The sequence below is a fragment of the Murinocardiopsis flavida genome (assembly GCF_003014485.1).
GTDB classification, from domain to species: domain Bacteria; phylum Actinomycetota; class Actinomycetes; order Streptosporangiales; family Streptosporangiaceae; genus Murinocardiopsis; species Murinocardiopsis flavida.
Genome location: NZ_PYGA01000031.1, coordinates 1 through 26,226, shown reverse-complemented (window position 1 = coordinate 26,226; position 26,226 = coordinate 1). Strand labels below are relative to the sequence as shown.

The 26,226-nt window shown below is 71.4% G+C and carries 28 protein-coding genes, 1 pseudogene and 1 other annotated feature; of the genes and pseudogenes, 13 read left to right on the top strand and 16 right to left on the bottom strand.

Going from position 1 to position 26,226, the window contains the following annotated elements:
- Positions 1 to 9: 9 nt before the first annotated feature.
- The 6 genes from CLV63_RS29540 to CLV63_RS34185 all read right to left on the bottom strand — a co-directional run bounded on the left by CLV63_RS29540 (position 10) and on the right by CLV63_RS34185 (position 4,589).
- A complete protein-coding gene (locus tag CLV63_RS29540) occupies positions 10 to 657 on the bottom strand; it encodes a VOC family protein (protein ID WP_106586533.1) in 648 nt (215 codons plus the stop codon).
- A gap of 45 nt (positions 658 to 702) precedes the next feature.
- Complete coding sequence (locus tag CLV63_RS29535; RefSeq protein WP_106586532.1) at positions 703 to 2,352, bottom strand: glycoside hydrolase family 13 protein; 1,650 nt, start codon at positions 2,350 to 2,352, stop codon at positions 703 to 705.
- Between the two features lie 161 nt (positions 2,353 to 2,513).
- Complete coding sequence (locus CLV63_RS29530; RefSeq protein WP_106586531.1) at positions 2,514 to 3,053, bottom strand: DUF2165 domain-containing protein; 540 nt, start codon at positions 3,051 to 3,053, stop codon at positions 2,514 to 2,516.
- Between the two features lie 282 nt (positions 3,054 to 3,335).
- Positions 3,336 to 3,752: a DUF6069 family protein gene (locus tag CLV63_RS29525; RefSeq protein ID WP_106586530.1), complete on the bottom strand. Its 417-nt coding sequence runs from the start codon at positions 3,750 to 3,752 to the stop codon at positions 3,336 to 3,338.
- Entirely contained in the window at positions 3,749 to 4,369 is a 621-nt protein-coding gene (locus CLV63_RS29520; RefSeq protein WP_106586563.1) for a TetR/AcrR family transcriptional regulator, read from the bottom strand. Before CLV63_RS29520 ends, CLV63_RS29525 begins: the two co-directional genes overlap by 4 nt.
- 25 nt (positions 4,370 to 4,394) lie before the next feature.
- Positions 4,395 to 4,589 carry a hypothetical protein gene (locus CLV63_RS34185; protein WP_211301538.1) on the bottom strand — a complete coding sequence of 65 codons (195 nt, stop codon included), beginning with the start codon at positions 4,587 to 4,589 and terminating at the stop codon, positions 4,395 to 4,397.
- A 115-nt stretch (positions 4,590 to 4,704) separates the two neighbouring features.
- On the opposite strand from CLV63_RS34185, the gene CLV63_RS29510 reads away from it, so the two are divergent.
- Entirely contained in the window at positions 4,705 to 5,160 is a 456-nt protein-coding gene (locus tag CLV63_RS29510; protein WP_211301537.1) for a flavodoxin, read from the top strand.
- 153 nt (positions 5,161 to 5,313) lie between these two features.
- Here the strand turns inward: CLV63_RS29510 and CLV63_RS29505 are convergent, their stop codons facing one another.
- The 4 genes from CLV63_RS29505 to CLV63_RS29490 form a co-directional block, all read right to left on the bottom strand.
- A complete protein-coding gene (locus CLV63_RS29505) occupies positions 5,314 to 6,585 on the bottom strand; it encodes a serine hydrolase domain-containing protein (protein WP_106586528.1) in 1,272 nt (423 codons plus the stop codon).
- 162 nt (positions 6,586 to 6,747) lie between these two features.
- Entirely contained in the window at positions 6,748 to 7,074 is a 327-nt protein-coding gene (locus tag CLV63_RS29500; RefSeq protein ID WP_106586527.1) for a DUF1048 domain-containing protein, read from the bottom strand.
- 1 nt (position 7,075) lies between these two features.
- Positions 7,076 to 7,432, bottom strand: coding sequence for a DUF1048 domain-containing protein (locus CLV63_RS29495; protein ID WP_106586526.1), 357 nt, complete (start codon positions 7,430 to 7,432; stop codon positions 7,076 to 7,078).
- The gene (locus CLV63_RS29490) at positions 7,429 to 7,755 is read right to left on the bottom strand and encodes a PadR family transcriptional regulator (protein WP_106586562.1); all 327 of its coding nucleotides are present in this window, start codon (positions 7,753 to 7,755) and stop codon (positions 7,429 to 7,431) included. The genes CLV63_RS29495 and CLV63_RS29490 overlap by 4 nt, the downstream gene beginning before the upstream one ends.
- Positions 7,756 to 7,927: 172 nt before the next feature.
- Here CLV63_RS29490 and CLV63_RS29485 point away from each other — a divergent pair, with 172 nt between their 5' ends.
- Both CLV63_RS29485 and CLV63_RS29480 read left to right on the top strand, forming a co-directional pair.
- Positions 7,928 to 10,909, top strand: a complete 2,982-nt coding sequence (locus CLV63_RS29485; RefSeq protein ID WP_170134370.1) for an AfsR/SARP family transcriptional regulator — start codon at positions 7,928 to 7,930, stop codon at positions 10,907 to 10,909.
- A 221-nt stretch (positions 10,910 to 11,130) separates the two neighbouring features.
- Positions 11,131 to 11,748, top strand: coding sequence for a hypothetical protein (locus CLV63_RS29480; RefSeq protein ID WP_211301536.1), 618 nt, complete (start codon positions 11,131 to 11,133; stop codon positions 11,746 to 11,748).
- A 154-nt stretch (positions 11,749 to 11,902) separates the two neighbouring features.
- On the opposite strand, the gene CLV63_RS29470 is transcribed toward CLV63_RS29480, so the two are convergent.
- The gene (locus CLV63_RS29470) at positions 11,903 to 12,991 is read right to left on the bottom strand and encodes a tetratricopeptide repeat protein (RefSeq protein WP_106586523.1); all 1,089 of its coding nucleotides are present in this window, start codon (positions 12,989 to 12,991) and stop codon (positions 11,903 to 11,905) included.
- Between the two features lie 172 nt (positions 12,992 to 13,163).
- On the bottom strand, positions 13,164 to 13,592 hold the full coding sequence (tnpA, locus tag CLV63_RS29465; RefSeq protein ID WP_106586522.1) for an IS200/IS605 family transposase: 429 nt from the start codon (positions 13,590 to 13,592) through the stop codon (positions 13,164 to 13,166).
- Positions 13,593 to 13,615: 23 nt separating this feature from the next.
- On the opposite strand from tnpA, the gene CLV63_RS29460 reads away from it, so the two are divergent.
- The 3 genes from CLV63_RS29460 (at position 13,616) to CLV63_RS29450 (ending at position 15,982) form a co-directional block, all read left to right on the top strand.
- The gene (locus CLV63_RS29460) at positions 13,616 to 14,857 is read left to right on the top strand and encodes an RNA-guided endonuclease InsQ/TnpB family protein (protein WP_245929180.1); all 1,242 of its coding nucleotides are present in this window, start codon (positions 13,616 to 13,618) and stop codon (positions 14,855 to 14,857) included.
- Positions 14,858 to 15,086: 229 nt separating this feature from the next.
- On the top strand, positions 15,087 to 15,461 hold the full coding sequence (locus CLV63_RS29455) for a hypothetical protein (protein WP_106586521.1): 375 nt from the start codon (positions 15,087 to 15,089) through the stop codon (positions 15,459 to 15,461).
- A gap of 161 nt (positions 15,462 to 15,622) precedes the next feature.
- A complete protein-coding gene (locus CLV63_RS29450) occupies positions 15,623 to 15,982 on the top strand; it encodes an MmcQ/YjbR family DNA-binding protein (RefSeq protein ID WP_106586520.1) in 360 nt (119 codons plus the stop codon).
- Positions 15,983 to 16,018: 36 nt separating this feature from the next.
- On the opposite strand, the gene CLV63_RS29445 is transcribed toward CLV63_RS29450, so the two are convergent.
- Together CLV63_RS29445 and CLV63_RS29440 are read right to left on the bottom strand one after the other, a co-directional pair.
- Positions 16,019 to 17,485, bottom strand: coding sequence for an MFS transporter (locus CLV63_RS29445; protein ID WP_106586519.1), 1,467 nt, complete (start codon positions 17,483 to 17,485; stop codon positions 16,019 to 16,021).
- Between the two features lie 115 nt (positions 17,486 to 17,600).
- The gene (locus tag CLV63_RS29440) at positions 17,601 to 18,734 is read right to left on the bottom strand and encodes an FAD-dependent monooxygenase (RefSeq protein ID WP_106586518.1); all 1,134 of its coding nucleotides are present in this window, start codon (positions 18,732 to 18,734) and stop codon (positions 17,601 to 17,603) included.
- Positions 18,735 to 18,946: 212 nt separating this feature from the next.
- Here CLV63_RS29440 and CLV63_RS29435 point away from each other — a divergent pair, with 212 nt between their 5' ends.
- From CLV63_RS29435 to CLV63_RS29425, 4 genes are all read left to right on the top strand, one after another.
- Positions 18,947 to 19,564 carry a TetR/AcrR family transcriptional regulator gene (locus CLV63_RS29435; protein ID WP_245929179.1) on the top strand — a complete coding sequence of 206 codons (618 nt, stop codon included), beginning with the start codon at positions 18,947 to 18,949 and terminating at the stop codon, positions 19,562 to 19,564.
- Positions 19,565 to 19,745: 181 nt separating this feature from the next.
- Entirely contained in the window at positions 19,746 to 19,886 is a 141-nt protein-coding gene (locus CLV63_RS33845; protein WP_170134369.1) for a hypothetical protein, read from the top strand.
- Between the two features lie 360 nt (positions 19,887 to 20,246).
- Positions 20,247 to 20,486 carry a hypothetical protein gene (locus CLV63_RS29430; protein ID WP_106586516.1) on the top strand — a complete coding sequence of 80 codons (240 nt, stop codon included), beginning with the start codon at positions 20,247 to 20,249 and terminating at the stop codon, positions 20,484 to 20,486.
- A gap of 953 nt (positions 20,487 to 21,439) precedes the next feature.
- Positions 21,440 to 22,342: a CPBP family intramembrane glutamic endopeptidase gene (locus CLV63_RS29425; protein ID WP_245929178.1), complete on the top strand. Its 903-nt coding sequence runs from the start codon at positions 21,440 to 21,442 to the stop codon at positions 22,340 to 22,342.
- Between the two features lie 25 nt (positions 22,343 to 22,367).
- Here the strand turns inward: CLV63_RS29425 and CLV63_RS29420 are convergent, their stop codons facing one another.
- Complete coding sequence (locus CLV63_RS29420; protein WP_106586514.1) at positions 22,368 to 22,979, bottom strand: CGNR zinc finger domain-containing protein; 612 nt, start codon at positions 22,977 to 22,979, stop codon at positions 22,368 to 22,370.
- 55 nt (positions 22,980 to 23,034) lie between these two features.
- Here CLV63_RS29420 and CLV63_RS29415 point away from each other — a divergent pair, with 55 nt between their 5' ends.
- Positions 23,035 to 24,324, top strand: coding sequence for an MFS transporter (locus tag CLV63_RS29415; RefSeq protein ID WP_106586513.1), 1,290 nt, complete (start codon positions 23,035 to 23,037; stop codon positions 24,322 to 24,324).
- A gap of 320 nt (positions 24,325 to 24,644) precedes the next feature.
- Positions 24,645 to 25,067: a YybH family protein gene (locus CLV63_RS29410; protein ID WP_245929176.1), complete on the top strand. Its 423-nt coding sequence runs from the start codon at positions 24,645 to 24,647 to the stop codon at positions 25,065 to 25,067.
- Between the two features lie 107 nt (positions 25,068 to 25,174).
- On the opposite strand, the pseudogene CLV63_RS29405 reads toward CLV63_RS29410, so the two are convergent.
- Positions 25,175 to 25,630 (bottom strand): annotated as a pseudogene (locus CLV63_RS29405) (transposase); the annotation flags it as partial.
- 194 nt (positions 25,631 to 25,824) lie between these two features.
- Here CLV63_RS29405 and CLV63_RS29400 point away from each other — a divergent pair.
- The coding region (locus CLV63_RS29400; RefSeq protein WP_170134368.1) for a transposase at positions 25,825 to 26,226 on the top strand (402 nt) is incomplete at its 3' end.
- Positions 26,103 to 26,214: a sequence feature (AL1L pseudoknot), on the top strand. Its footprint overlaps the gene before it by 112 nt.

The following is a 26,226-nucleotide window of genomic DNA, read 5'->3' as shown; positions in this document are numbered from 1 at the left end:
CCCGGGGGCTCAGCGCAGGACCACCCCGCCCTTGGGGCCCTCCAGCACGGCCTCCAGCAGCGGGGCGGGCCCTTCGGTGAGCGCCAGGTCCACGCCGAGCGCGGACAGGGCCGGGGCGAGCGAGGCCGGATCGGGGTGTTCGGCCCGCAGGGACACCAGTTCCAGGGTGGGCAGGTCGCCCAGTCCGGGTTGAGGGGTGTCGCCCCAGTCGATGAGGAAGGGCACCGGCGCCGGGTAGGACGCGGGTTCCCGCTTGGCCAGGTGCCAGTGCAGCACCTGCCCGTCCGGAGTGGTGCGGGACCAGGCTTCGGCGTCCCCGGGGTCGTGGCCCACCGCGCGGGCCCGCTCCACGGCGGCGGTCAGGGCGCCCTCCACCCGGACAGCGAAGGTGGCCAGGGAGGGGCGGTCCAGGTCGGCCAGGCCGAACACACCGACCGGCCCGGGGTCGGCGCGTTCGCGGTCGGGGCCGACGATCTCCAGGTACCGGGGGCCGCGCGCACCGGCCACGGTGAGGGCGACCAGCGCGTTGGCCGAACCCACCGGGTGCCGGCCGCCGCGCACCGGTGTGACGCCGGTGCTCTCCGCGAACGCCGGTACGGCCGCCTCCAGGTCCGGGACGGCATAGACCAGGTGGTCGAGGGTGCGTGGGAAGCTCATCGTTCTCCTTGGGTTCTCGGGCCGTCCAGGCGAAGGCCGACCGCGTCAGGCGGCTGCCGCGGCGCGCAGCCACACCGCGGTGTCGGGCGGGACTCTGATCGACCCGTCGTCCTCAGCGGCAACCGGAGCGCTGGAGAGCAGCGGTTCACCGGCGAGCGGGGGCCGAATCGGCATGGCGCCGAAGTTCACCACGCAGGCGAAGCCGGGAGAGCGGGCGAAAGTGAGCACGTCGGCGGCTGGATCGCTCAGCCAGTCGATGCCGCCGGTGCCCGCGCCGAGCGCGGGCAGCTCGCGCCGCAGCCGCAGTGCAGTGGTGTAGAGCTCGAGCGTCGATCCCGGGGTCGACGCCTGAACCTCGCGGCTGAGCCGGCGCCACCCCTCGGGGACCGGCAGCCACGGCTTCGTGCCGACAGGGCCGAACCCGAACGGGGCCGTGGGCCCCTCCCAGGGCAGCGGCACACGGCAGCCGTCACGCCCGCGGTCGGTGCGGCCGGACCGCTCCCAGGCCGGGTCCTCCAGCACCTCCTCCGGCAGGTCGAGGACTTCGGGAAGCCCGAGCTCCTCACCCTGGTACAGGTAGACCGCTCCCGGCAGCGCCAGGGTCAGCAGCGCAGCGGCGCGCGCTCGGCGCAGGCCCGGCTCGCCCCCACCGAAGCGGGTGACCTGCCGCACCACGTCGTGGTTCGACAGCGCCCACGTGGTCGGCGCGTCGACTGATGCGTTGGCCTGAAGCGAGGCGTCGATGATTCGGCGCAGGACCGGAGCCTGCCAAGGCGCCCCGAGGTAGTCGAAGTTGAACGCCTGGTGCAGTTCGTCGGGGCGCAGGTAGAGCGCGGCCCGCGCGGGGGTGGCGGCCTTCGCCTCGGCCACGGCCACGCGTTCGCCGGGGTAGGAGTCCAGGATCCTGCGCCACTGGCGGTAGATCTCGTGGACCCCGTCCTGGTCGAAGTAGGGGCGGCGCATCTCGCGGTTGTCCGGCCGACTCAGCTCGTAGCCCTTCGGCATGTCGGGCAGGCCCTCGGGCTTGACGAGGCCGTGGGCGACGTCGATGCGGAACCCGTCGACGCCCCGATCCAGCCAGAATCGCAGCACGTCCTCGAACTCGGCCCGCACCTCCGGGTTGTCCCAGTTCAGGTCCGGCTGCGCCGGATCGAACAGGTGCAGGTACCACTCCTCGGGGGTGCCGTCCGGGCGCCGCAGCCGGGTCCAGGCCCGGCCGCCGAAGATGGACGGCCAGTCGTTCGGCGGCTCCGCCCCGTCGGGCCCGCGGCCGTCGCGGAAGATGTACCGCTTGCGGGCGGCGGAGCCGGGGCCGGCCTCCAGCGCTTCGGCGAACCAGCGGTGCTCGGACGAGGTGTGGTTGGGCACGATGTCGACGATCACCCGCAGGCCCAGGCCGTGCGCGGTGGCGAGCATGCGGTCGAAATCGGCCAGGGTGCCGAAGCGGGGGTCGACGGCGCGGTAGTCGGCGACGTCGTATCCGCCGTCGGCCATCGGTGAGTCGTAGAACGGTGTCAGCCACACGGCGTCGATCCCGAGTGCGGCCAGCCATGGCAGGCGCTCGCGCACGCCTGCCAGGTCGCCAGTTCCGTCGCCGTCGGCGTCGGCGAAGCTGCGCACGTAGATCTGGTAGATCGCGGCAGCACGCCACCAGCCTGTTGCGCCCCCGCTGGAACCGGTCGGTATGCGCCGCATGTCGCCCAATGTCGTGTTCCCTCAATTCGCCGAGCGCAGACGCACCGGTCGCTGGTTTCGATGGAGTGGGAATGCGCGCGGCCGTTGCGCACACGGCCGCGCGGAGGTCCCGCCGAATTCGCTGTACGAGCCGCGGTTCGGGCTCGGACGTCCTGAACGCCTTATCCGGGACGTTGTTCCGCATGGGGCCCGGGGCGTGCGGCGGGCGGGCCGGGGAGATGGACGAGGATGAGGCCCACCCCGGCGACCAGGAAGTTCTGCATGGCGGCCTGGAGTCCGTTCCAGTCCTCCGACTGCCACATCTGGAACCACTCGCCGCCGATGACGATGAACCCGCCGCCGAAGAGCAGAACGGCCATGGTCCAACCGAGACTGGACCAGCGGCGCGCGCTGTCGGCGGTACTCCGCCCGGCGAGTACCGCCAGCCAGCTGCCGGCGGCGACTACGAGCACGACCGCTGTCGCCGCCTCCCACACGATCACGCACAGGTAGGCGGCGAGGACGAGCGCCGGATCGGTGATCGCCCGCCAGGTCACGTCGGGATCGCCGAAGGTGGTGTCCATGGCCAGCACGTGCCGGACGAACGCGTGGTTGGTACCGAAGTCGGTGACGTTGCCGAAGACGACCAGCGCGAAGTAGAGCGCCGTGACCGCCGTCAGCGCGGTCAGCACCGCGTTCAGTCCGCCGAACCGTGCCAGCATCCCGAGTCCTCGTCCTTTTCGATCCCGGTCCGCCCGGTGCGCGACCGCATACCGGCGGGCACCGTGCCCCCGGCGGCGCCGCCGGGCCCAGGATGCGCCGCGCACGTGGGGTCCCGGTGGCGCCGCCCAGTACAGCACCGCCGGTTCCCGGTCACCGCACCAGGTACCGGTATCGGCGCCGCCGCGGCACGGCGCGAGGATCTCGTCGTACCTGCTTGCGGCGCGCCGGCCGACGGGTCGGCTCCGAACAGCCTTGGCCGGGCCGCCGCCGTCCGGTGCTGTTCACGGTGTACTCGGTACCGGTGTCACCGCCGCAGCGGTGTCCTTCGTGCGCATGCCCGGGATCAGTACCGCCGCCACCGCCAGGTGCATCAGGGACAGGGCGACCCGGGTGCCGCCGTCCATGCCGTCGCCGGTCAACGGCAGGAAGGACACGGCCAGTACGGCGACGGCCGCCCCGATCCAGACGGCGCGGGCGCGCCGCGCCCAGAACCGCTCCAGGGCGGCCAGCAGCCCCCAGCCCGCGAGGGCCGCCAACAGCGCGACCATCGCCACCGGCACCGCGCCGATGTCGAGCGTCTGCTCGCCGTCGATGATCCGCAGCCGGTGCCCCAGCAGCGGGTCGGCGACCAGCCACACCAGGACGGGCGCCAGGACCGCCAGGCCCGAAGCCCTCAATCGCCCTCTGCGCACGCTCATTCGGCACCGCCCGCGATCGCGCCGTGCAGGAAGATCTGCACCAGCTCCTGCGTGGTCGGCCCCTGCTCGTCCTCCATGTGCGACCAGGTGAAGAGCAGCCCGAAGAAGAGGGCGGCGGTCTGCTCCGGCGGAAGGTGCAAGGCGGCCTGGTCGGGCTCCAGCAGCTCCGCGAGGGCCGTGCGGATGCGGGTCGCCGACTCCTCGCGGCCCGCGCCGCGCACCGTGCCGGGGTGCTTGCCGCCGCGGTGCCCGGAGGCGTGCAGCGAGCCGGCGATCGCGCCCATGCGGGACAGGTGCGCCTGCAACGCCTGGGCCGCCTCGACGAGCCGGTCGGGCAGCGGCTGGGATATGTCGATCGCGCCGAGCTCGCGAACCGCGTGCTCCGGGGAGAGGGCCTCCGCCAGGCAGGCGTGCAGCAGTTCGTCCTTGTCGGCGAAGACCCGGAAGATCGTGCCTTCGCCGATACCCGCGGCGCGGGCGATCTTCGCGGTGGTCACGGCGGAGCCGTACTCGGCGATCAGCGGGATCGCGGTCTGGATGATCATCGCGCGCCGCTCCTCGGGCAGCATGCCGGGGGCACGGCGGCGGGTGGTCTGGTTCTCCTTGGGATCCGTCATGACCGCAAGCATACGGAGTGAGCCCTCACTCCGTCAATGAGTGAGGACTCACTCCGAACATTCGGCGGTCGGCATGGGTCCACTGCCCGTATCCGCTGACGACCTCGACGAGGTCGCCGTCGCGCTGCGGCGGGAAGTGCGCGGCGGGGTCGCGCAGCCACTCCATGATCGCGAGGCGCTTCTCGCTGCCCAGCGCCTTCAGCACGTCGACATCAAGCATTTAGGCAGTTTGCTAACTCCCTAATCACAAGGTCAAACCCAGGCCGGGGTCTGCCGGACGTACCCGGCGCACGGCGTCCGGCGGCGCGGCCGACTCCGCCGAGCAGATACCCGGGGTGTCCCGGACACCGGGCTCAGGCCTCGGGGATTTCGCATCCGAACGCATCCAGGGTGACCGCCCCTACGAGATCACACCCGCCGACCCGTATCCGCGGGCGTACGAGCCGACCGTCGATCGCAGCTCCCGAGAGCAGGAGGACGACGCCCGCCCGGCGATCGCGAACCCGCCGCCGGACGTCAGCGGTTACGGCACCGTGCTCCTCGGCAGCCCGGTCCGGGGGAGCCGGGCCCCGATGATCATGTCCACCTTCATCGACGCCGTCGACCTCACCGGTGCGACGGTCCTGCCGTTCGTCACCTACGCCGTCAGCGGCATGAGCGGCGTCGACGAGGACTACCGGCGATCCCTCCCCGGCACCGAGGTCCGCGACGGGCTCGCCGTGCAAGGCGAGACCGTCGCGGACGCGGCATCGGACCTCGATGAATGGCTCACCGCCAACGGTCCGGTGTGAGGAGAGGGGCCCGGCGCGCCTGCCGTGGTGTCGGCAGCGAGGTGATCGAGAGATTCGGACGCCGTTCCGCGGCAGGCGTCGCGGGCTTCGCCGGGTCGGGCCGGAGTGCCTTCAGCGGCGCGCGCAGACCCGGACCCGTGCCCGTGAGCCGTCTCAGCCGAGGCAGGACCGGACGGCCGCGGCCAGGTTCGACGCCCGCGGGTCGTCGGACCGGAAATTCCACAGGTTCGTGACGTAGCAGAAGCCGACACCGGAATCGGGGTCGCCGAGGGCGATCGATCCGCCGGAGCCCGGGTGGCCGAACGACCCCGGCCCGACCATCGGCATCGGGGTGCACGCCCGCCAGAACCCCAGCGACATGTAGAAGGAGCGGTCGGCGGGGACGTCCAGGCCGGGAGGCAGGCCGTGCATCCGCGTCGTGTCGGTCTGGACGGCTGTCGCCCTCTCGACCGTCGCCGGATCGAGCAGCCGCACCCCGTCGACGTCGCTGACCGTGGCGGCGTACATCCGCGCCAGCGAGTGCGCGTCCGCGATCATGTTCGCGGCCGGGAACTCCGCCGCGCGCCAGGCGCGCGTCACCGTGTAGTCCCCGGACGCGTTGTCCAGGGCGCCGCCGAGACCGCCGGCGAGCATCTGGATCGAGCCCGGGGTCCACATGGACTCGACCCACGCGGTGACCGTCTCCGAATCGAGCCCCGTGGACGCGACCAGCCCGGCGAGCAGCTCCTCCACGCTGAACGCATCGGCGTAGTGGACCTGGGCCACCCGTTCCTCGTGTTCCTCGGGCAGCCCGATCCAGGCGCTCAGGCCGAGAGGGGCGGCCACCTCCTCGGCGAAGAACGTGCCGAGCGACTTGCCGGTGATCCGGCGCACGACCTCCCCGACCAGGAACCCGTAGGTGACGGCGTGGTAGGCGTGCTCGGTGCCCGGCTGCCACATGGGCTTCTGCGCCTCGATCGCACGGATGACCGGGTGCCACGCGCACGCCTGCTCGAACGTCAGCGGCCCGTCGACGACCGGGAGACCGGCCTGGTGCGAAAGCAGCCAGCGCACGGTGATCTGTTCCTTGCCGTTGGCGCCGAACTCCGGCCAGTACCGGATTACCGGGGCGTCCAGATCCAGCTCGCCGCGCTGCGCCAGCATGTGGGCGCAGATCGCGGTGGCGCCCTTCGTCGTGGACGCTACCTGGACGATGGTGCTCTCGCGCCACGGCCGGTTCGTCTCGCGATCGGCGAGCCCGCCCCACAGGTTGGCGACGGGGCGGCCGCCCACGTAGACGCTGCACGCCGCGCCGACCTCGCCGGGGGACTCGAAGTTCGCGCGGAACGCGTCGGCGACCTTGCCCCAGCCTTCCGCCACACCGTTTTCGAGGTCGTGTCCGCCACCGCTCACGGAGGAGTTTCCGCGGCCCTGATTTACCGTCATTTCAGATATCCTTTTCTCGTTTCGATTTTTCGCACGGGTGCCGGCACCGAGGGAATCGGTCGGCCGTGCCCGCTCGGGGCGGCCCATCGCCGCGAGGGCGTCGCAGGGGCCGATGCCCTCCTTCGGATCATCCGCCGGAGGGCCCCGTCGGCACCGGGGGTGTTACTTCTCGGCCGTGCCGGGTTTTCCGCTGATGGAATCCTGATAGAGGTCCGCGTAGGTGGTCGAGTCCTTGATCAGCTCGTCGGCGAACGCGGCGACATCGGTGCCGATGAGTTCCAGGACCCCCTTTCCGGACGCGGCGCCTTCCTCGAAGAAATCGACGATCCCCGGGAGCAGGGGGCCGTCGGGCAGGTCGATCGGACCCACCTTGAAGAGGTATCTCTGCATTTCCTTGTAGACGATCTGGTAGTCCGGCGGGAGGGCCTTGACCCGCGCCATGTGCGCGCGCCACTGCTTCTTTCCCTCGATGATGTCCTGAATGCCCACGTCAGCCTCCCAGCCGGCCCAATTTGCGCGCGACGTTCCTGTTCAACTGCTCCCGCCACCGGTCGCGATAGCTCCGGGACCGCTCCCCGCCGGCCAGTGCCGCGCAGAATCCCGCGATGTCGTCGCCCAGCACCTCGTGAATGCCGAGCCCGTCGGACGCCGTCTCTTCGAGCAGCCCCAGAGCATTGTCGACGATCGGCGACAGGTTGCGACCGGTGAAATCCGAGTAGTGCGAGAGTTGCCCCTTGATCTCTTCCCAGGCCGCCCGGTATTCGGCCGGCAATGCCGCGGCCCGGACCTCGAACTCCTTCCATTCCCTTGTGAGGTCGTTACCCGTTACGGTGTCCCAGAAGTTCATTTCCCGCCCTCCTTGAGCTTGGCGATCCGTTCCGTCACGTACTCCCATTTCACCCAGAATGCTGCGAGTTCGTCGCGCCCCGCGTCATTGAGCGCATAGAACTTGCGCGGCGGCCCCTGCCCGGACGGCCGTTTCGTCACCTGGACGAATCCGTTCTTCTCCAGCCGCAGCAGGATGGTGTAAACGGTCCCCTCGACGACGTCGGCGAATCCGAGTTCGTTCAGCCGACGCGTAATGGCGTACCCATAGGTCTCCTCGCTGCCGATGATTTCGAGCACGCAGCCTTCGAGCGTGCCTTTCAGCATCTCCGTCAGGTCGTCCATCGTGGTCCTCTTCAGCCATCGAGTACCTTGTAGTACCGAGTACCACTACACAGTAGCACTTACTAGTGAGTCCTTGGCAAGCGGAATCCGGGGCGGGATCTCCGCCGGGCCGGTGCCGGGCCGCCGCCGGGCCGGTGACCGTTACAGTTGCGCCGTAGGCGGGAGGGCGGCTGTGGACTTCGGGGTGCTGGGCCCGCTGACCGTGCGGCGGAATGGCGTGGCGCTGGACCTCGGCACGCCCAAAGGGCGGCTGCTGCTGGCGGTGCTGCTGAGCCGCCGGGGACGACCGGTCGACGATGACGCGCTGGCCGAGGCGATCTGGGGCGCGGCACGGCCGAAGAGCGCCGCGAAGAACGTGCAGACCTACGTCCACCGGCTCCGGCGGCTGCTGGGCGATCCGGGGCGCATCACCAGAGAGGGCTCCGGTTATCTGCTGCGCGCCGACCGCGGCGAGCTGGACGCGGCGCGCTTCGAGGATCTGGCGGACACGGCCCGAACGGCGCTGGCGGCCGACGACCCCGACCGGTCGCGCGCCCTCTTCGGCGAAGCCCTGGGACTCTGGCGGGGGCCCGCGTTCGCCGGAATCGCCGACTCCCCCGCGCTGACGGCCGAGGCCACCCGCCTCGACGAACTGCGGCTCGGTGTCCTCGAAGAGCGGATCGACGTCGACCTCCGGCTCGCCCGGCACGGCGGGCTTCTCGGCGAGCTGACCGCGCTGACGATGGAGCACCCGTTCCGCGAGCGGATGTGGGCCCAGCTCATGCTCGCGCTGTACCGCTGCGGCCGGCGGGCGGACGCGCTGCTGGCCTACCTCCAGGTCCGCGACGTCCTGGCCGAGGAGGCCGGGCTGGAGCCCGGGCAGCAGCTGCGGGACCTGCACCAGGCCATCCTCGGCGAGGACCCCGCGCTGGACCCCGAGGTCACGACCGAGGCGCGGGGGCACCGGGCCACCGCCAACGCCCGGATGCTGCCCCCGGCGCTCGGCGACTTCACCGGGCAGCAGATGGAGCTGGCGGAGATCGAGGCCGTGCTCCGCAAGGACCGCGCCGCCGATGAACCGTCCGCCGTGGTGACGATCTCGGGCCCGGGCGGGATCGGCAAGACCGCGCTCGGGGTGCAGGCCGCGCACCGCCTCAGGGCCGCCTACTCCGACGGGCAGCTGTTCGCGGCGCTGGCCGGCGCCCGCGCCCAGCCGGTCGACCCGGCCACCGTGCTCGGCCGCTTCCTCCGTGCGCTGGGGGTGCCGGCCACCGCGGTGCCGGACGACCCGGCGGAGCGCACCGACCTCTACCGGGGCATGCTCGCGGAGCGCCGGATCCTGGTGGTGCTCGACGACGCGCTCGACGAGGAGCAGCTGGCTCTCCTGATGCCGGCGAGCGGGACGTGCGGGGTGATCGTCACCGGCCGCGTGCGGCTGGGCGGTCTCGGCGGCGCGCACCGGGTCGAGCTCCGCGAGATGTCCGAAGCCGACAGCCTGGACATGCTGCGCACCACCGTGGACGGCCGGTTGGCCGCGGCACCCCGGGCGGAGCTGGCCGACCTGGTGCGGCTGTGCGCGCGGCTGCCGCTCGCGCTGCGGATCGCAGGCTCGCTCCTGGTGTCGCGGCCGCATTGGCGCCTCGCGGACCTCGTGTCGCGGTTGGCGGACGAGCAGCACCGGCTGGACGCGCTCCGCTACCGCGATCTCGAGGTGCGGGCCAGCTTCGGACTGAGCTACAAGGGGCTCCGGCCCGACGCGCGGCGGCTGTTCCGGCTCCTCGGGCTCCTGGACGCGCCCGACTTCCCGCTCTGGGCGGCGGCCGCAGCGCTCGACACCGACCTGTGCGCCGCCCAGGAACTCCTCGACGCGCTGGTCGACGTCCACCTGCTCGACGTCACCGGAACGCCGAACGGGCAGGCGCGCTACGGATTCCACGACCTGATCCGCGCGTACGCGCGGGAGCGCGCGGAGGCGGAGGACCCGGCGGAGGCCCGGCACGCGGCCGTCGCCCGCGTCCTCGGCGCCCTCCTGGCCCTCACCGACATCGCCGACCTCGACCACATGGGGCAGAACATCTTCCAGCGGGACGCGCCCCGGTGGCGGCCGGAGCGGGTGCAGGCGAGCCTGCCGCCCGCCGCCTCGTCGATGGCCGTGCTGGATTCGGAGCGGATCCCGCTGGTGGCGGGCGTGCGGCAGGCCGCGGAACTGGGCTGGGACCAGCTCTGCTGGGAGCTTGCAGCGGGCGGGCAGGCGCTGTTCGAGACCGAGCGGTACTTCGACGACTGGCAGGAGTGCTACGAGACGGCGATGGCCGTGGCCACGGCCGCCGGGAACGTGGGGGGCCGGGCCAGGCTGCTCATCTCGATGGCCGGACTGCGCTACGCCCAGCGCCGGTACGGCCCCGCCGAGGCGTCCAACACCGAGGCCATGCGCCTGTTCGAGCGGATCGGGGACGCGCGGGGCTACCTGGAGGCGCTGACCAACGCGCCGTTCCTCCTCGTGCCCAACGGGCGGTTGAGCGAGGCGATCGCGGCGGGACGCGAGGCCCGCGAACGGCTCGTCGCCGGCGGGCAGACCGCGGCGGCGCTGCACGCGTACTCCCAGGTCGGCCTCTCCCACCTCCAGGCGGGACGGCCAGAGGCCGCGGTGGAGGTCCTCACGGAGATCGTCGCCGGGGCGCGGGACCTGAAGATCCGGACCCTGATCGCGCGGGACACCTACTGGCTCGGGCAGGCGCAGCTCGCGCTCGGCCGCCATGCGGCGGCGGAGGAGGCGTTCACCGAACTGGCCGCGTACGCCGGGGACATCGGAGCTTCGGGCGAGTTCTACACGGCCCACGCCTGGGGCTGCCTGCACCTGGCCCGCGGCGAGCACGCCGATGCGCGCCGGCGCCTCCTCGAAGGCGTCGAGGTCGCGCGCGCCCTGCACGACCCGATGTTCGAGACCCGTGTCCTCGTCGACCTGCTCGACCCGCGCCTGTACGACGCCCATGCCCTGCACGCGGCGATCCGCCAGGGGGAGCACGCGGTCGAGGTGGCCCGCGGCATCGACTACCCGTACCTGCTCGCCGGTGTGCTCGACCGGCTCGCCCGGCTGAAGGCGGCGGCGGGCGACGACGCAGCGGCGGACCGCCTGGCCGGCGAGGCCGCCATCCTGCGGGCCGCGATCCGCTGACCCGGCCCTTCCGCCGCGTGTTCCCGGCGTGTACCGGCCGTATTCCGGGCGGTGCCACAGTGCTCGTCGGCACCGCAGTGCTCGCCCGCGCCGCAATTCCGCCGGCGTGCCGCTGCGGCGTGCCCGGCCGCGTCGCCGGCCCATTCCCGAATCCATTCAAGAGCCGTCGTATCGGACGGTTCTGGTCTTCCAGCGAGGTAGTAGTGCACAAGGGACGCATCGTGTTCGCGGCTGCTCTGGCCACCATCGGGCTCGGGCTCTCCGCCTGCGGCGGCGATGACTCGGCACCGCCGGCGCAGGACTCGCCGGAGACGTCGGACTCCGCCGCGCCGGGCGGCGAGAGCGCGCCCGCCGACACCGGCGACGACAGCGGCGGCTCGGCCGCGGGCGACGCCACCGCGCCGGGCACGGAACTCAAGGTCGGCGACAAGGCCGTCCTGCCGTTCGAGTACACGAGCGACAAGAAGGGCACCATCGCCGTGACCGTCACGGCGGTCGAGAAGGGCACCGAGGCCGACATGGCCCCCTTCGGCGAGAAGGCGAAGGGGATGACGCCCTACTTCATCAAGATGACGGTGGAGAACGTCGGCGGCACCGACCTGGCGCACGCGTCGCTGAAGCTGAACGGCGTGCTGGCGGGCGGTACCGGCACGGGCGTCGTGCTGATGGGCGACATCCCGGGCAAGTGCGACAACGAAGCCGCGCCCGCCGAGTTCACCACCAAGGGCGCGACCTACGAGACCTGCTCGCTCAGTGCCTCGACGGGGTCGCCCGTCACGGGCGCGGAGTTCGACGAGGGCGACGCGTACAGTGACGGCCCGGTCGTCTGGACCGGCTGACGGGCCCGCGCCGCGGCGGACGCCGGGCGGTCCGGCGGCCGAGCTCCGCAGGACCGGACGCCGGGCCGGACGCCGGGCCGGATGCCAGGCCGGACGCCGGGCCGGATGCAGGAGGCGGGCACCGCGGGTCCCCCGTCCGGTCCGGTCGGCCGCCTCAGCCGAGCCGCGCCAGGCGGGCGCCGACCTCGTCGGCCTCGGCGGTGCGCTGCTGGGCGCGGTAGAGCGCGGCCGCCTTGTGCCAGCTCCGCTGCGCGTCGGCGGACCGGCCGGCCGCGGCGCAGGCTGCCCCGAGCCCGGCCAGCGCGTCGGCCTGGAGGGCGGCGTGGCCCAGCTCCCGGGTGAGGTCCAGGGCGCGGTGGTAGTAGTCGGCGGCGGCCTCGTAGTCCTGCCGGGCGTGGGCGATCGACCCGAGGCTGTCCAGCGTCTCGGCTTCGCCCGAGCGCCCCGCCTGCCCGCGGTGCAGGGCGAGCGCGGCCTCGCAGTGCTCGCGGGCCTGCGCCAGGAGGCCGCGTTGGAGGGCGAGCACACCGAGCTGGTTGCGGGCGCTCGCCTCCCAGCCGGCCGCGCCCAGCTCGCGGTAGAGCGCGAGCGCCTGCTCGCCGTGCCGCGCCCCCGTCTCCGGGGCACCGTCCTCGGCGTGGGCGCGGACCAGCACCAGGTGGATGTGGGCGCCGGTCATGCGGTCGCCCGAGCGCCGCGCCAGGGCCAGCGCCTCGGTGAGGTGGTGCCGGCCCTCCGCGTACTCCCGCGCCTGCATGTGGATCTGGCCGAGGTTGCGGTGCGCGAGCGTCTGCGCGGCGAGGTCGCCGGAGCGCGTTGCGGCGACCAGCCCGATCCGCCACGCCGCGCGGTGGTCGCCGACGCGGCCCTGCCGCCAGTGGAAGGTGTCGAGCACGCGCGCCAGCTGCCAGGCCCGGGTGTCCCAGCCGCGGTCGGCGGCCATGCGCTGGGCCGCCATCAGGCAGCGGTGTTCGCGTTCCAGCCATGCCGCGGCCGCACCCTCATCGGCCGGAGTGTCCGGCCGGCAGCCGTCCGGGGGTCCCTCGGGGTCGACGTGCGCGCGCTGCGGGTCGAGGCGGCGGTCGGCGAGGTTGGCGGTGTGCAGGTAGTAGTCGACCAGCCGCAGCCGCGCACCGTCCAGGTCCGCCTCGTCCGGCCCGCCGAGCGCGCGATCTGCTGCGAAGGCCCGGACCAGGTCGTGCTGGCCGAACCGGCCGGGAACGGGCTGCCCGACCAGGTGCATGGACTCCAGTTCGCGCAGTGCGGCGTTCGCCGGGCCGCGCGCGTTCCACCGCGCCGGCCGAACGCCGGTTCAACGTGATCTAGCCAGGAATCCCGGCCCTTTAGGGCTCGGGAGGAATGGCTTCTCTCGATAGGGGTGACCCGCACCGAACCACGGGTCTGCACTGTCCACCTCAGCCAGGGCGCTTCTGGTCCTCGATGTACTCCTTCACCACGACGAGCGGTGCGCCGCCTGCGGACGCGGCGAAGTACGAGGGGGACCAGAAGTGCTCGCCCCACAGGTACCGCTTGATGTGGTCGGCGTACTCCTTGCGCAGGTAGTGGGCGGAGACGCCCTTGAGCGAGCCGACGAGCGCGGACAGCTTGACCTGCGGCGGGTAGTGGATGAGCAGGTGGACGTGATCACGCTCGCCGTTGAACTCGCACAGCTCCACGTTCGCCTTGGCGCACACCTGCCTCATGATCTCTTCGCACCTGGTCAGGATCTCGTCGGTGAAGACTCCGCGCCGGTACCTCGGGACGAAGACCAGATGCGCGTGCAGCGTGTGGACGACGCTGCGACCACGGCGGATATCAGGGTCTGGTTCCCATCGAGGCGACATGGACACGATGTTATTGTGCTCACATGAAGATCGTCGTGCAGGTTCGCCTCATGCCGACGCCCGAGGTGGCGTCGGCTCTTGAGTGCACCCTGCACACGGCGAACGACGCGGCGAACTGGCTCTCGGGCCAGGCGCACGAGCGGGGCGAGACCTCCCGCAAGGCATTGCAGGGCTTCGCCTACCTAGACCTGAAAGAACGGGGCCTGTCGGCTCAGCCCGCGCTGCACGTCCTTCGGAAGGTCGCCGACGCGTACTCGACGCTGAAGGCGAACATCCGGGCCGGAAACCTCGGCAAGCCGGGGTCGAAGCGGCGTCGCAAGGCCGAAGCGAAACCCATCACGTTCCGGGGCGACGCTGCCCAGCCCTATGACGATCGCTGCCTCTCCTGGCAGGTGGACGAGCAAACGGTGAGCATCTGGACCACGTCCGGGCGCATACGCGGGGTGCGGTTCGCCTGCTCCGAGCAGGCCCGCAAGCTCCTCGCAGAGCACCGCAAGGGCGAAAGCGACCTCGCCCACCGCGACGGTATGTGGTTTCTCATCGCCACCTGCGAGGTTCCCGAAGCCGAGCGGTATGAGCCGGACGGCTTTATCGGCGTGGACCTCGGCATCGCGAACATCGCCACCACGTCCACCGGCTACCGGGCCGCGGGACGGGGCCTGGACCGGCACCGCAAGCGGCAGCTCGGCCTGCGAGCCAAGCTCCAGAAGAAGCGCACCGAGAGCGCGAAGCGGCTCCTGAAGGCCCGCGCCCGCAAAGAGGCGCGGCATGCCGCGAACGTCAACCACATCATCTCGAAGAAGATCGTGACCGAGGCTGAACGCACCTCGAAGGGTGTCGCCCTGGAAGACCTGGGCGGCATCCGGCAGAGGGTACGGCTGAGGAAGCCCCAACGGGTCACGCTCCACTCATGGGCGTTCGCCCAGCTCGGCCAGTTCCTTGAGTACAAGGCCCGCCGCGCTGGCGTCCCGCTCGTGTACGTCGATCCGGCGTACACGAGCCAGCAATGCGCCGAGTGCCACCACATCGAGAAGGCCAACCGGGTCGACCAGGCCCATTTTATCTGCCGGGGGTGCGGGGTCGTTGCCCACGCCGACCGGAATGCTTCTCACGTGATCGCCTACCGAGGCGAGACCGTGTGGATTGCGGGGCGTGAGTCACGCGTCCCTGCCCCTCATAACGGGGTGTCTGGACGGAGGAGCCAATCCAGCAGCCAGTTGGGCGTTACCTCCAGGCCCGGCCCTTTAGGGCTCGGGTCAAGTTGACCGTTCCTGCAACGCCCGCTCCCTAATCTCCGGTAGCGACACGGAACGACGTCGGAACGCGATGCGGGGTCCGCGCAGCGGCGCCCCGTGTCCGGCTCCGCGGAGCGGGACCCCATGCCGAATGGGGGCCATGCGGCCGTGCGCCGCCCGCAGGGGCGGCGCCCCCGCTCCGCGCCGACCGTTTCGACACGTGTCGGCAATGGCCGAATCGACCGATCGGGGATTTTGGATGAAGTTCACCGCACGCAGGGCCGCCCTACGCATCGCGCTGGTCGCCGTCGCGGCCGCCGGAGCCGTGGCACTCGGAGCACCCGCGTACGCGAGCGCCGACGCTCCGTCGCCCGCTTCCAGCAGCACGGTCATGGACGAGACCATGTGCCGCTACAACGCGAACGCCGGGACCCCGATCTACAACGACGACGGCTCCGGGAACCGCAGGGGCTACACCCAGATCGGCAGCATCGGCGCGGGCTCGCAGGTGTGGGCCTTCCGGGACAGGACCTACGCCGACGACACCGGCCTCCGCTGGCGCAAGGTGGAAGGCGGCGGATGGGCGATGGCGCACATCCTGGACTACGTGCCCGACCAGATCTGCGCCACCTGAGCCCGTTCCAGTACACCGGCCGACCGTCCCCGGCCGGGCCGGACCCCCTGACCACTGCGGTCGGGGGGTCCGGCCCTTTTCGCGGGGTGGGCGGCGGTGCGCCCCCGGCCGTCCCGGGGCCCACGCGCCACCGCAGCCCCGATGTGTGGTTATCTCACCTCATGGGAGTTGAGATCACGCGGTTCCTGCGACTGGTGGAGGCGCTGCCCGGTACCGAGCACGCGGAGTCGGCCCGGTACACCGCGTTCACCGTGCACGGCAGGACGTTCGGCTACCTGTGGTCGCGAACCAGGACCGTGGGCCTGAAGCAGACACTGGCCGAGCAGCGCGCCCTCGTGGCCGAGCGGCCGGAGGTGTTCGAGGTGCAGTTCACCGCGGGCGGGTTCGGCTGGGTGGTCGTGCAGCTGGACGGGATCGAGCTCGATGAACTCAGCGAACTCGTCCTGGAGGCGTGGCGGCTGACGGCGCCCGAAGACCTCCTCGCCGACACCCCCACGCCGACCCGCCTCGTCGAGTCCTGAGCGCGCCCCGCCACCGGGCCGGGTCATCGGGCCGGGTCATCGGGCGACCGCCGGCGCACCCGGACGCCGCGGCGCCCCCGGCGCGGCCGACCGGCTGCGTACCAGCATGACCGCGGGCACCGCGGCGAGGGTGAAGAGCACCCCCGCGATCGCGACGTAGCCGTACACGCCGGCCACCGTGCTCACCGGCGCGCCGTCGACGGAGGTCCCGGCGATCTGGGTCGCCTTCAGCACCTCGCCCCCGACGAAGGTGAAGACCACCGAGCCGAGGGCCATCACGACCGACACCAGACCGGCGGTCGTGCCCTGCCGCTCGGGCGCCTCGACGCCGGTCGCCACGTTGTAGGCGGAGGCGCCGATCGCACCGGCGGCGATTCCGATCATGGCGCCGCAGGCGACCGCAAGCGGGAGCACCGACACGCCCGCCAGCATCGCGAAGGTCGCCACCGCGCCGACGGCGATGCCGCCGAGGAGGGGCACCGCGGGTCCGAACCGGCCCGCGATCCACCCGGCACACGTGCCGCCGATGACGATGCCGAGGTTGGGCGCAGCGAGCAGCACCGCGACCGCCTCTCCGTCGCCCAGCCCGTAGCCGAGCCCCAGACCGGGGGGCACCTGGGCGATGATGCCCGTCAGTTGCAGCATGCTCCGGAAGGAGCCCGCCGCCAGCACCAGGGCCAGCAGTGTCAGCAGGATCGGACGTGTGAGGGCCCGGATGTCGATGATGGGCTCCTCGACCCGCAGCGCGAGGAACGCCCACCCGGCCAGCGCGGCGGCACCGGCCGCCAGCAGCGCGATCATGCCCCCGGACAGCCACCCCAGCTCGCCGCCGAGGCTGATGTAGGCGAGCACCGAGCCGAGGCCGCCGCCGATCAGGAGCGCCCCGACCAGGTCGATCCGGCCGGTGCCGCGGATCGGCGACTCCGGGATGACGGCGCGCACGCTGAGCGCTGCCGCCGCGGCGAGCAGCGCCGCCGCGACGAACACGCTCCGGAAGCCGAACAGGTCGATGAGCGGCTGCATCAGGAACGGCTCGATGACCCCGACGACCGCCGAGCCGGACGTCACGATCCCGATCACGGCCATCGCCACCCCCGGGGTCCAGATCTGGCGGGCGAGGGCCACCGTGATGAAGATCGCGGCGAAGGCCGCGCCCTGGAGGAGGCGCCCCACCAGGAAGATCCAGACGTTGGGGGCGACGAGGCAGACCAGCGCCCCCGCGCAGGCGAGGAGCAGCGTGCCGATGAGCACCCGGCGCTTGCCGAAGATGTCGGAGCACTTCGCGAGCAGCGGCGACCACAGCGCCCCCGCCAGCATCGCGCTCGCGTTCAGCCACGCGGCCTGGTCGGTGTCGAAATGCTCCAGCAACTGGGGCAGGACCATCATCGGCGAGCCGATGGCGACGTCGGCCAGGACGTTGGCGAGGGTGAGGACGGCCGCCCAGAGGACGAGCCGCTTGCTCCAGCGGTGCTCTCGGACACCGGGCGCGGACTGTTCCAGCATGTCTTTCACTGTGCGTTCTCTCCAGTGATTCGGCGGCGAGGACCCGGCGGCCGGCGCGCCCCGTGGGCGGCGCGGCCGGCGCGGGCTGCCGGATGACGGTCGCGGTGCGCCGGGTTCAGGACGCGTCGGCGGCGGACGCTTGCAGCGCCTTGTTGCGGGCGGCGATGTCCGCCCAGGTGGCAGGCAGCATGCGGGCGCGGCCGCCGTCGACGCGGCCCTGGGCGAAGGTGACATAGGGGCGCTGCCGGGCCTCGTACCGCGCGAACGCGGCGGTGTGGTCGCCGCCGCACCGTTCGAGTTCCTCGGCGAGGAAGCGGGCACCGGTGAGCGCGAGCGAGGTGCCCCGGCCGGACAGGAAGGCCGGGCAGTACCCGGCGTCCCCGACGAGGGCGACGCGGCCGCGGTGCCAGGACGGCAGGTGGATCTGGCTCGCGGAGGTGAAGTAGAAACCGGGGTCGGCGCGGGCCGCGTCGAGCAGCTCCGGGATCCGCCACGACCGGTGGCCCGCGAAGGCGTCGATGAGGATCTTCTTCTGGGCGTCCAGGTCGCGGTGATCGTAGGCGATCGGCTCCGAGCGGAACTGGAAGACCGCGACGGACGTGCCGTTGTAGCGGAAGACGCCCGCCATGCGGCGGGGGACGTTGTAGATCGAGTTGGTGCCCTCGGAACCCGCCTCGCCGGGGTGCTCGGCGAGGGCGAAGTAGACGCCGAGGTGGCGGAGGTAGTCCTCGTCCGGGCCGAACACCAGCCTGCGCACACCCGAGTGCTGGCCGTCGGCGCCGATCACCAGGTCGTACCGCCCGGTGCGGCCCGACGCGAAGCGCACGTCGACGACGCCGGTGTCGGTGCTGTCGGTGTCCGTGTCGGTCAGCGTCTCGATCGAGTCGCCGAAGCGGATCGCCGCGGTGTCCGGGAGGGCGCCGGCGAGGATGCGCAGGAGGTCCTCTCGGAGGAGCTCGATGTCGTCGTCGGAGTCGCTGACCTCCGCCATCGGGATCCCGGCCACCGGCTCGCCCTCGCTGTCGACGAACCGGGTGAGCTCGGACATCCGGACCCGTTGCTCCTTGACCTGCGCGAGCAGTCCCATCCCGTCGACGGCCTCGATCGCCGCACCCCGGATGTCGATGGGTGTGCCTTTCAGCCGGAGATGGCGGGCGTACTCGACAACGGTGACGTCGTGGCCGCGGGTGCCGAGTTCGAGCGCGCAGGCGAGCCCGGCGATACCGGCTCCGGAGACAAGGATCTTCACGTTGTGGCTCCAGGTTTCGCTGAGGTGGGCGGTCCGCCGCCCGCGGGTCGGTCAGGCGGACCCACAGAGCAGTGCGGCGGACGGGCGGCCCGCCGTTGCGGCGATCCGATTACTAAAGCAACAACTTGTTGCTTTTAAGTAGACTACCGAGCACCGGCTTGCACCGCAACGCCGCACCTGGCGACAATCGGCACCCGAGCAGAGAACAGGAGGTGAGCGCGGCGATGGTCGACGGGACCACTGACCGGCCGCCCGCACGGCGCCCCGGTGGCCGCAACGCGCGGGTGCGCGCGCAGATCCTCGCGGCGACCGCCGAGCTCGTGGCGCGCGACGGCATCGGGGGCTTCCGCTACGAGGAGGTCGCCGAGTACGCCGGCGTGCACAAGACCAGCGTCTACCGCAACTGGCCCGACCGCGAGGAGCTGGTGGTCGAGGCCCTGCTGCGCTACGCCGAAGGGCTCGCCTCGGTCGCCGACACCGGCGACATCCACCGGGACCTGTCGGACTTCCTGCTGGCCCTCGCCGGCGGCCTGGAGACTCCGTTCGGCCGGACGCTCGAACAGGCCATCCAGCCCGCGCGCCAGCACACCACCGTCCAGGCGCTGACCAGGATCCTCGACCAGCGCGTGGCGGCCATGCGGGGGCGGGTCGACACCGCGGTCGAACGGGGTGAGCTCCCGCCGGTCGACAGCTCCTTCCTCGGCGAGATGATCTCCGGCCCCGTGCACCTCATCGTCAACCGCGGCATGCGCCCGTTCACCCGCACCGACGCCGAGCGCATCGTCGGCGTGGTCCTCGCCGGCATCCGGGCCACGGCCCCGCCCACCTGACCGACCGCCCCGGTCCCACCGTGCGGACCGGAGGACGCGGCGCCCGCCCTCCCCTGCCCGCAGCGGACCGTGCGCGGCCGCGGCCCGGGAGATCCTGGCGCGGGCGCCGCGGCTCGTTCCCCTCTACAGCCACCGCTTCCTGCCCGCCGACCGCGGCACGTGGGGACATCCGGTCCTGTCGATGTGGGGAGACGACATCATCGTCTACGGCAACGACCTTGCCGACTACATCGACCGCGACTTCGGCCCGTTCGACGAGGAATCCGATTGGGAACCGGCGCCGCAGGTACCGATCCCATTCTGGGAGAATTTTCTGCTCTGAACAGCGAATGCCGTCGGCCGGACGCGGTCGGCCGCCGCCCGACACTGACGGCCCCGCCGCAGCGTCCGCCGTGTCGCCGATGCGGCGCCACCGAGCGGAAGAGTTGCTGATCGTGTTTTCGCAGACTACGTCGGCGATGTGAACTACGGGGCGGATGGGGCTTGTTTGCCCCGATGTGATTCGGGGAGGCGCGGGGTGTGACCGCAGGGTCACACGGGGCTCAGCGCCCCGGCGCAGCAACGGGGGCCCGGTCGGGAACCGGGAGTGGTGCGACGCAGCGGGGCTCGCTGCGCCGCGCCTTCAGGGGATCGGTCGGGCCGCCGGCGTTGCGACCGCACGCCGTCGACCGGAGAAGGATTCATGACCATTCGTCGTACACGCATCATCGCCGGACTCGCCACCGGTGCCGCCGCGGCCGCACTGTCGCTGATGGCGGCGGGACCGGCCCTCGCAGCGGACTGGGTCGTCGCGGGCGGCGGGTACAAGACGGAGGCCGCCTGCATCGAGGACGGCAAGGACTACATCGACGACGACTACCACGACTACACCGAGTTCAAGTGTGAGAAGGACACCAAGGACTGGACGATGTACGTGCGCTAGTCGCGGTCCCTCCGCAGCCGCATGACCATCGCCGCCCCGGCCGCGCGCCGGGGCGGCGGCGCGTCCGGCGCGAACACCCGTTCGACCCCACCGACCGTCCCCTATCGACTGCGCCGAATTCAGCAGCGTGAACGATGGGAACACTGTTCGTCTTCCGTATTTTCTCTCCTTCGGTTCAATCCGGCGCCAAATACCTGGTTCGCTGTATTCCGCAACCCCGTTCGCTTCCGTGGCTAGGGCACCCGGGAAGTCATCGAGGTCGCGTACTGGTCGTTACTCGCCGCCGCCTGGCCCCTCACGCAAGAGACCTTTCCACTTGATAGGCCTACTTTCCACATGCGCTTCACCTGGACTACAACGAAACTACACAGGACTAATGAGGAGCACGTGGGCAGACGCCGCAAGCCGATTGACCCATCGAACCCTCTGCGCGCCTTCGCACTCGATCTCGCCGAGCTTCGAGACTCAGCTGGAGCAGCAGGAGGCGTCCAGAAGACATGCACGGCGGCAGGAATCAACCGCAGCACTTTCTACGCGTGGCTGAGTGGCAAGCAACTTCCGGGCCGGGACGCCATAGATCGACGCACCCGTCGAGCAACATTTGATGACCGACCAGAAAAGCTCGACCACACAACTGGGGAGTGCGGTCGTCATGACGTCTGTCATAGCCGAACCGTGCGGGGAGCGGAGGAAACCCGTGACCCGTGACACTCTGTCATGGACCGACTCCGGATTAGTTTCGGAGCATGCACTCCGACGACGACCCTTCGGCCCCGGCCTCGCGATCGACCGACACGGCCGGCGCGGCCGACGCGTTCCACCCGGCAGCGGTGCGGGCGGCTCCGTCCGCCCCGCCCGATCCGATCGGGGCGGCTGAGCCAGCTGATCCGGCCGGGGCAGGGCAACGCCGACGCGGGCCGCGGCCGGTCCCGCCGGGCGTGGAGTACCACCGTGTGCTCGCCGGTGACAAGCGCCGCATCGGGCGCGGCATCCTCGCGATCGCGCTCGTGGTGGCGGGGCTGCTCGGCTTCAACATCATCATCGCCCAAGCCGCCGCGGTCATCGACACGCAGTTGGGGAACACCAACCCGACGCTGGGCGGCACCGACTACACGCCGATCTACCACGCCGCGAACCTGGTCTCGATCGCCCTGATCACCCCGTGGAGCATGGGCTTGCAGCGATGGCTCTACGGCGTGCGGGGCCCTTCACTGCACTCCGTGGTATCGCGCTTCCGGTTCGACGTGTTCGGCCGGGCCTTCCTGTTCATCGGCCCCGTGTGGCTGCTCATCTCGATCGGCGGCCTGAACTTCATGCCGGTGGAGCCGACCCAGTGGTCGCCCGCCGGCCTGATCGCCATCGTCGCCACCACCCTCCTGCTGACCCCCCTCCAGGCGGCCGGCGAGGAGTACGGCTTCCGCGGGCTCGTCTTCCGGGTCACCGGGAGCTGGAACCGCGGCCCGCGCACGGCGCTGGTCGTCGGTGTCCTGGTCTCCAGCCTGGTGTTCACGGTCGTCCACTTCGCGCCCGACCCGTGGTTCAACGTCTGGTGCGGCGCGCTCGCGGTCAGCATGGCCGTCATCACCTGGCGCACCGGCGGCGTCGAGACGGCGGTCGTCGTCCACGCCCTGAACAACACGATCACCTTCCTCCTCCTGACCGTGCTGCACGCCGACCAGAACGCCGCGATGGAGCGGTCGGTGGGTTCCGGGACGCCCTTCCTGCTCCTGCCCAGCGCCACCGTCGTCGCGATCGCGGCAGTGGTGTGGCTGCGCACGCGCCGGACAGGACCGGCCCTGACCCCCGCGGCCCCGAGTCCGGTCCCGCCCCACCGCCCGGAACACGGAACCCCGTGAATACCCGCCCGCCGGCCGGGGACCCTCAGCCGTCGTCCCGCACCAGGCGGGAACGGCGGTGGGTGGCGACGCGCTCCCGTGTGGCGCAGCGGCCCGAGCAGTAGCGGCGCGGCGCCCCGCTGCCGCCTTCGACGTAGACGTTGGTGCAGCGCCGCGCGGCGCACACCCCGCCGGGGGGCCGCTGGCGGTCCCAGATGAGGACGGCCAGCGCCATGCAGGACGAGGCGAGGAACCACTCGGCCCACGGTGCTTCGTCGCCGCTGTCGAGATGGATGTGCCACGGCGTGTCCCCTCCGTGCGCGGAGAGGCGCACCGGTCCGGTCCCCTCGGCCAGGAGCCGGTTCAGGCAGGTCACCGCCTCGGCGAGATCGGGGGCGGCGAACACACCGCGCAACGCCTCCGCGGCGATGCGCAGCTCGGCCACATCGGCGGGCGACACGTCCACCGGCCCCGTCTCACCGTGGTCGCGCAGGACATCGGCGACGTCGGCGGGCGCCGGTGGTGAGCCGCCGGTCAGGACGTTGACGAGTGCGGCTGTCCGCTGAGCGTTGTCCTGGACGGAGTGGCGGGTGTGCCCGCCTCGCTTTGCGCCCTCGCCCTTCCGGGGGTCGTCCGTGCGCCGGTTCTTGGAGGACACGGGGCCAGCGTAGCGCCGGTGGCGGTACCGGCCGACGCCATGTAACGTAAAATAAATGACAATGCGTTACAGGCTGCCGCTCTACCTGACCGGGGCCGCCGCAGCGCGCATCGGCGACGAAATGTCGGGGCCCGCGCTGCTCCTGGCGGGCCTAGCGGTCACCGGCTCGGCCGCCACAGGGTCGCTCCTGCTGTCGGGGATCATGATCTCGGCGGCGATCGGCGGCCCCGTCCTCGGCGCCCTGCTGGACCGAACGGCGGTGCCGGGGCGCCTGCTCACCGGGGCGCTGGCCGGCTACGCGGCAGTCCTCATCGTGGTCCTGCTGGGCCTGGGACGACTGCCGCTGCCCGCCGTCGTCGCGGTCGCCGTGCTCGGCGGGCTGCTCGGCCCGGCGCTGGCCGGCGGATGGACCTCGCAGCTCGCCCGGTTGGTCGGACCGGACCGGCTGCCGCGCGCCACCGCCCTCGACGCGATGACCTACAACCTCGGCAGCCTCGCGGGCCCGGCCTTGGCCGGCGCGGTCGCCCTGGTCGCCGGGGCCACGGCCGGCGTCATCACGGCCGCCGCGCTGATCCTCCTCGCGCTGCCGGCCGCCTGGACGCTGCCCACGGTCCCCGAGCGCCGCGGCCCCGCTCCGCGCACCTCCGTCGCCGCCGACCTCGCCGCCGGTTTCCTCGCGATCGTGCGCGCCCGGTTCCTCGCCCGCGCCACGGTCACCTCCGTCATCTCCTACGTCGGTGTCGGCATCCTCGTCACGTGCACCCCGCTGCTCGGCGAGAAAGCGCTGGGCTCCACCGACTCCGGCGCCTTCCTCCTGGCCACGCTCGCGGCCGCCTCCCTGGCCGCGAACGCCCTCGTGGCCAAGCGCTTCGACATGCTGCGTCCCGATACCACGGTGCTGGTCAGCACACTGGTACTCGCGGGCGCGCTCCTGCTCGCCGCGGCGGCCTCCCCCATCCCCCTCTTCACGGCGATGGTGCTCGCCGGAATCGGAGCGGGGCCGCAGCTGACCGCGCTGTTCGCGGTACGCCACCGCGAGGCGCCGGAGCGGCTGCGCGGTCAGATCTTCACCACGGGGGCCAGCCTGAAGATCACCGGCTTCGCCATCGGAGCGGGCATCGGCGGCCCGCTCGCCACCTGGTCCCTCTCGGGCTCCCTCATCGTGGCCGCCGGCTTCGAAGTCCTCGCCTCGGCGGCCTTCCTGGCCTACACGGCCGCTGGCAGCGGTCGGCGCCCACGACCCGCCGACACCGCGCTCCCCCAGGGACGGGAAACGGCGGTAGCACCGCACGGCGGCGCCGACCAATCCGCGCAGGAGCGGGGCGATCACCTCGGGGGGCGCTAGAACCGGCGGCACTGTGCCGCGTGCGGGTGATCCTTAGTCAGAAGCAGCACCAACGGCGGGCAGGCTTCCGGGCCCAGGCGGGGGGAACCCCAAACGTTGCCCGGGTTGGTGACACGCCGGTCAGCGTGCGTGGCCGGTGATTGGTTTGCACTGCCCTTCACCCGACCTCGACCGGGTCTGGGCCTCGACGAACGCCGCAGGCGTCGCGTCAGATTACGGACATGGCGTATCACATACCGGGGTGCTGTGTCGTCGTACAGGCGAGAAGCCAAGGTTGAGGTTCGAATGGAGGATGGGGAGCGATGCCAAGCCAACGCGAGGTGGACGACGTCACGATCAGGCAGCAGGTCGACAAGATCGTCGAAGGAATCCGAACCAAGGATCTCGAGAGCCTGAAACAGCTTTACGCAACGGACGTCGTGTCCTTCGACATCGAACCGCCGCTACAGCATGTGGGACTGGCGGCGAAGTCGAAGAACTGGGCGGCCGCGTTCACGTTCTTCCAGAATGCACGCTATGAAGTTCGCGACCTGACACTCACCGTGGGCGATGACGTGGCTTTCGGGCACTGCTTCGCTCGGCTCAGCGGAACGCTGAAGAACGGGACGGTCACGAACGGTATGTGGGTCCGGGTCACCTATTGCTTCCGCAAGATCGACGGCAACTGGTTGATCACGCACGACCAGGTCTCCGTACCGTTCGACCTGGCGAGCGGCAACGGAGTGACCGACCTCGAACCATGACTAGCACCAAGGCCGTGAAGTCAAGGATGGGGTGCGGGGCGCAAGCCAGCTGAAACAGGCAACGGAGTTCCTGCTAGTGCTGTGACCACATTGGTTGGCCGAGTTGGTCAGGCAGCGTGGGTGGCGCGTTGTCCCCAGCGGTGGTGGCGTTCGCTGCGTACTCGTGCCCGCTCACGACGTTGCGCGGCGAGGACGTCGGGATGGCGGGCGTTGGCGTTGCGCCACCGCAAATAGGCCTTCAGGGCGCGGGTGGCGACGGTGTGGTTCGGATGGTTCGATCCGGCGACCGCGAATGTTTTCAACGGTCCGAAGTGTGCTTCGATCGGGTTGGCCCAGGAGCAGTAGGTCGGGGTGAAACACAGCTCGACCTTGCTGCGTGCCGCCCATGCCCGGATCGTGGCGCCTATGTGGGCGGAGAGGTTGTCCAAGACGATGTAGATCGGCGCGCCGTCCGGGCGTGACGCGCGGATCGACTTCAACGCCGCCAACGTGTTGACAGCGGATTTGCGTGCTCGGACCACACCCCAGAGGGTGTCGTCTCCCATCGAGTAGCAGCCGTGGAATCGCCGCCGCCGGTGCCCGGCCGGACCAGGTCGACAAGATCACGATTTAAGTCGTTCGCCACCGGCCCGAATACCTGCCCGTCATCTCCGCCGACCGGACTGCGGTGTTCGGCGCGCACAGGCCCGCCGACACGCTCGTGGGTGTTTCGTGCCGGGTGTGATGGAGGCTCTCAAACCTGGGAAGGATGAGAGACATGCCAGCACCGAGGAAATACCCCGCTGAGCTGCGTGAACGCGCCACCCGCATGGCCGTGGAAGCCCGCCGGGACCCGGCCAGCCGCCCCGGGGCGATCGCCCGTACCGGCGACCAGCTGGGCATCAACCGCGAAACGCTGCGCACCTGGGTGAACCAGGCCGAGGTCGATGCCGGAGACCGCCCCGGCACCACCACCGACCAGGCCAAGCGCCTGGCCGAGCTCGAACGCGAGGTGCGCGAACTGCGGCGCGCCAACGCGATCCTGAAGTCCGCATCGGCTTTCTTCGCGGCGGAGCCCGACCGCCCACACCAGATAGTCGCGTTCATCGATATCCACCAGCAGGAGTTCGGGGTCGAGCCGATCTGCCACGCGTTGCAGGTCGCCCCCTCCACCTACTAC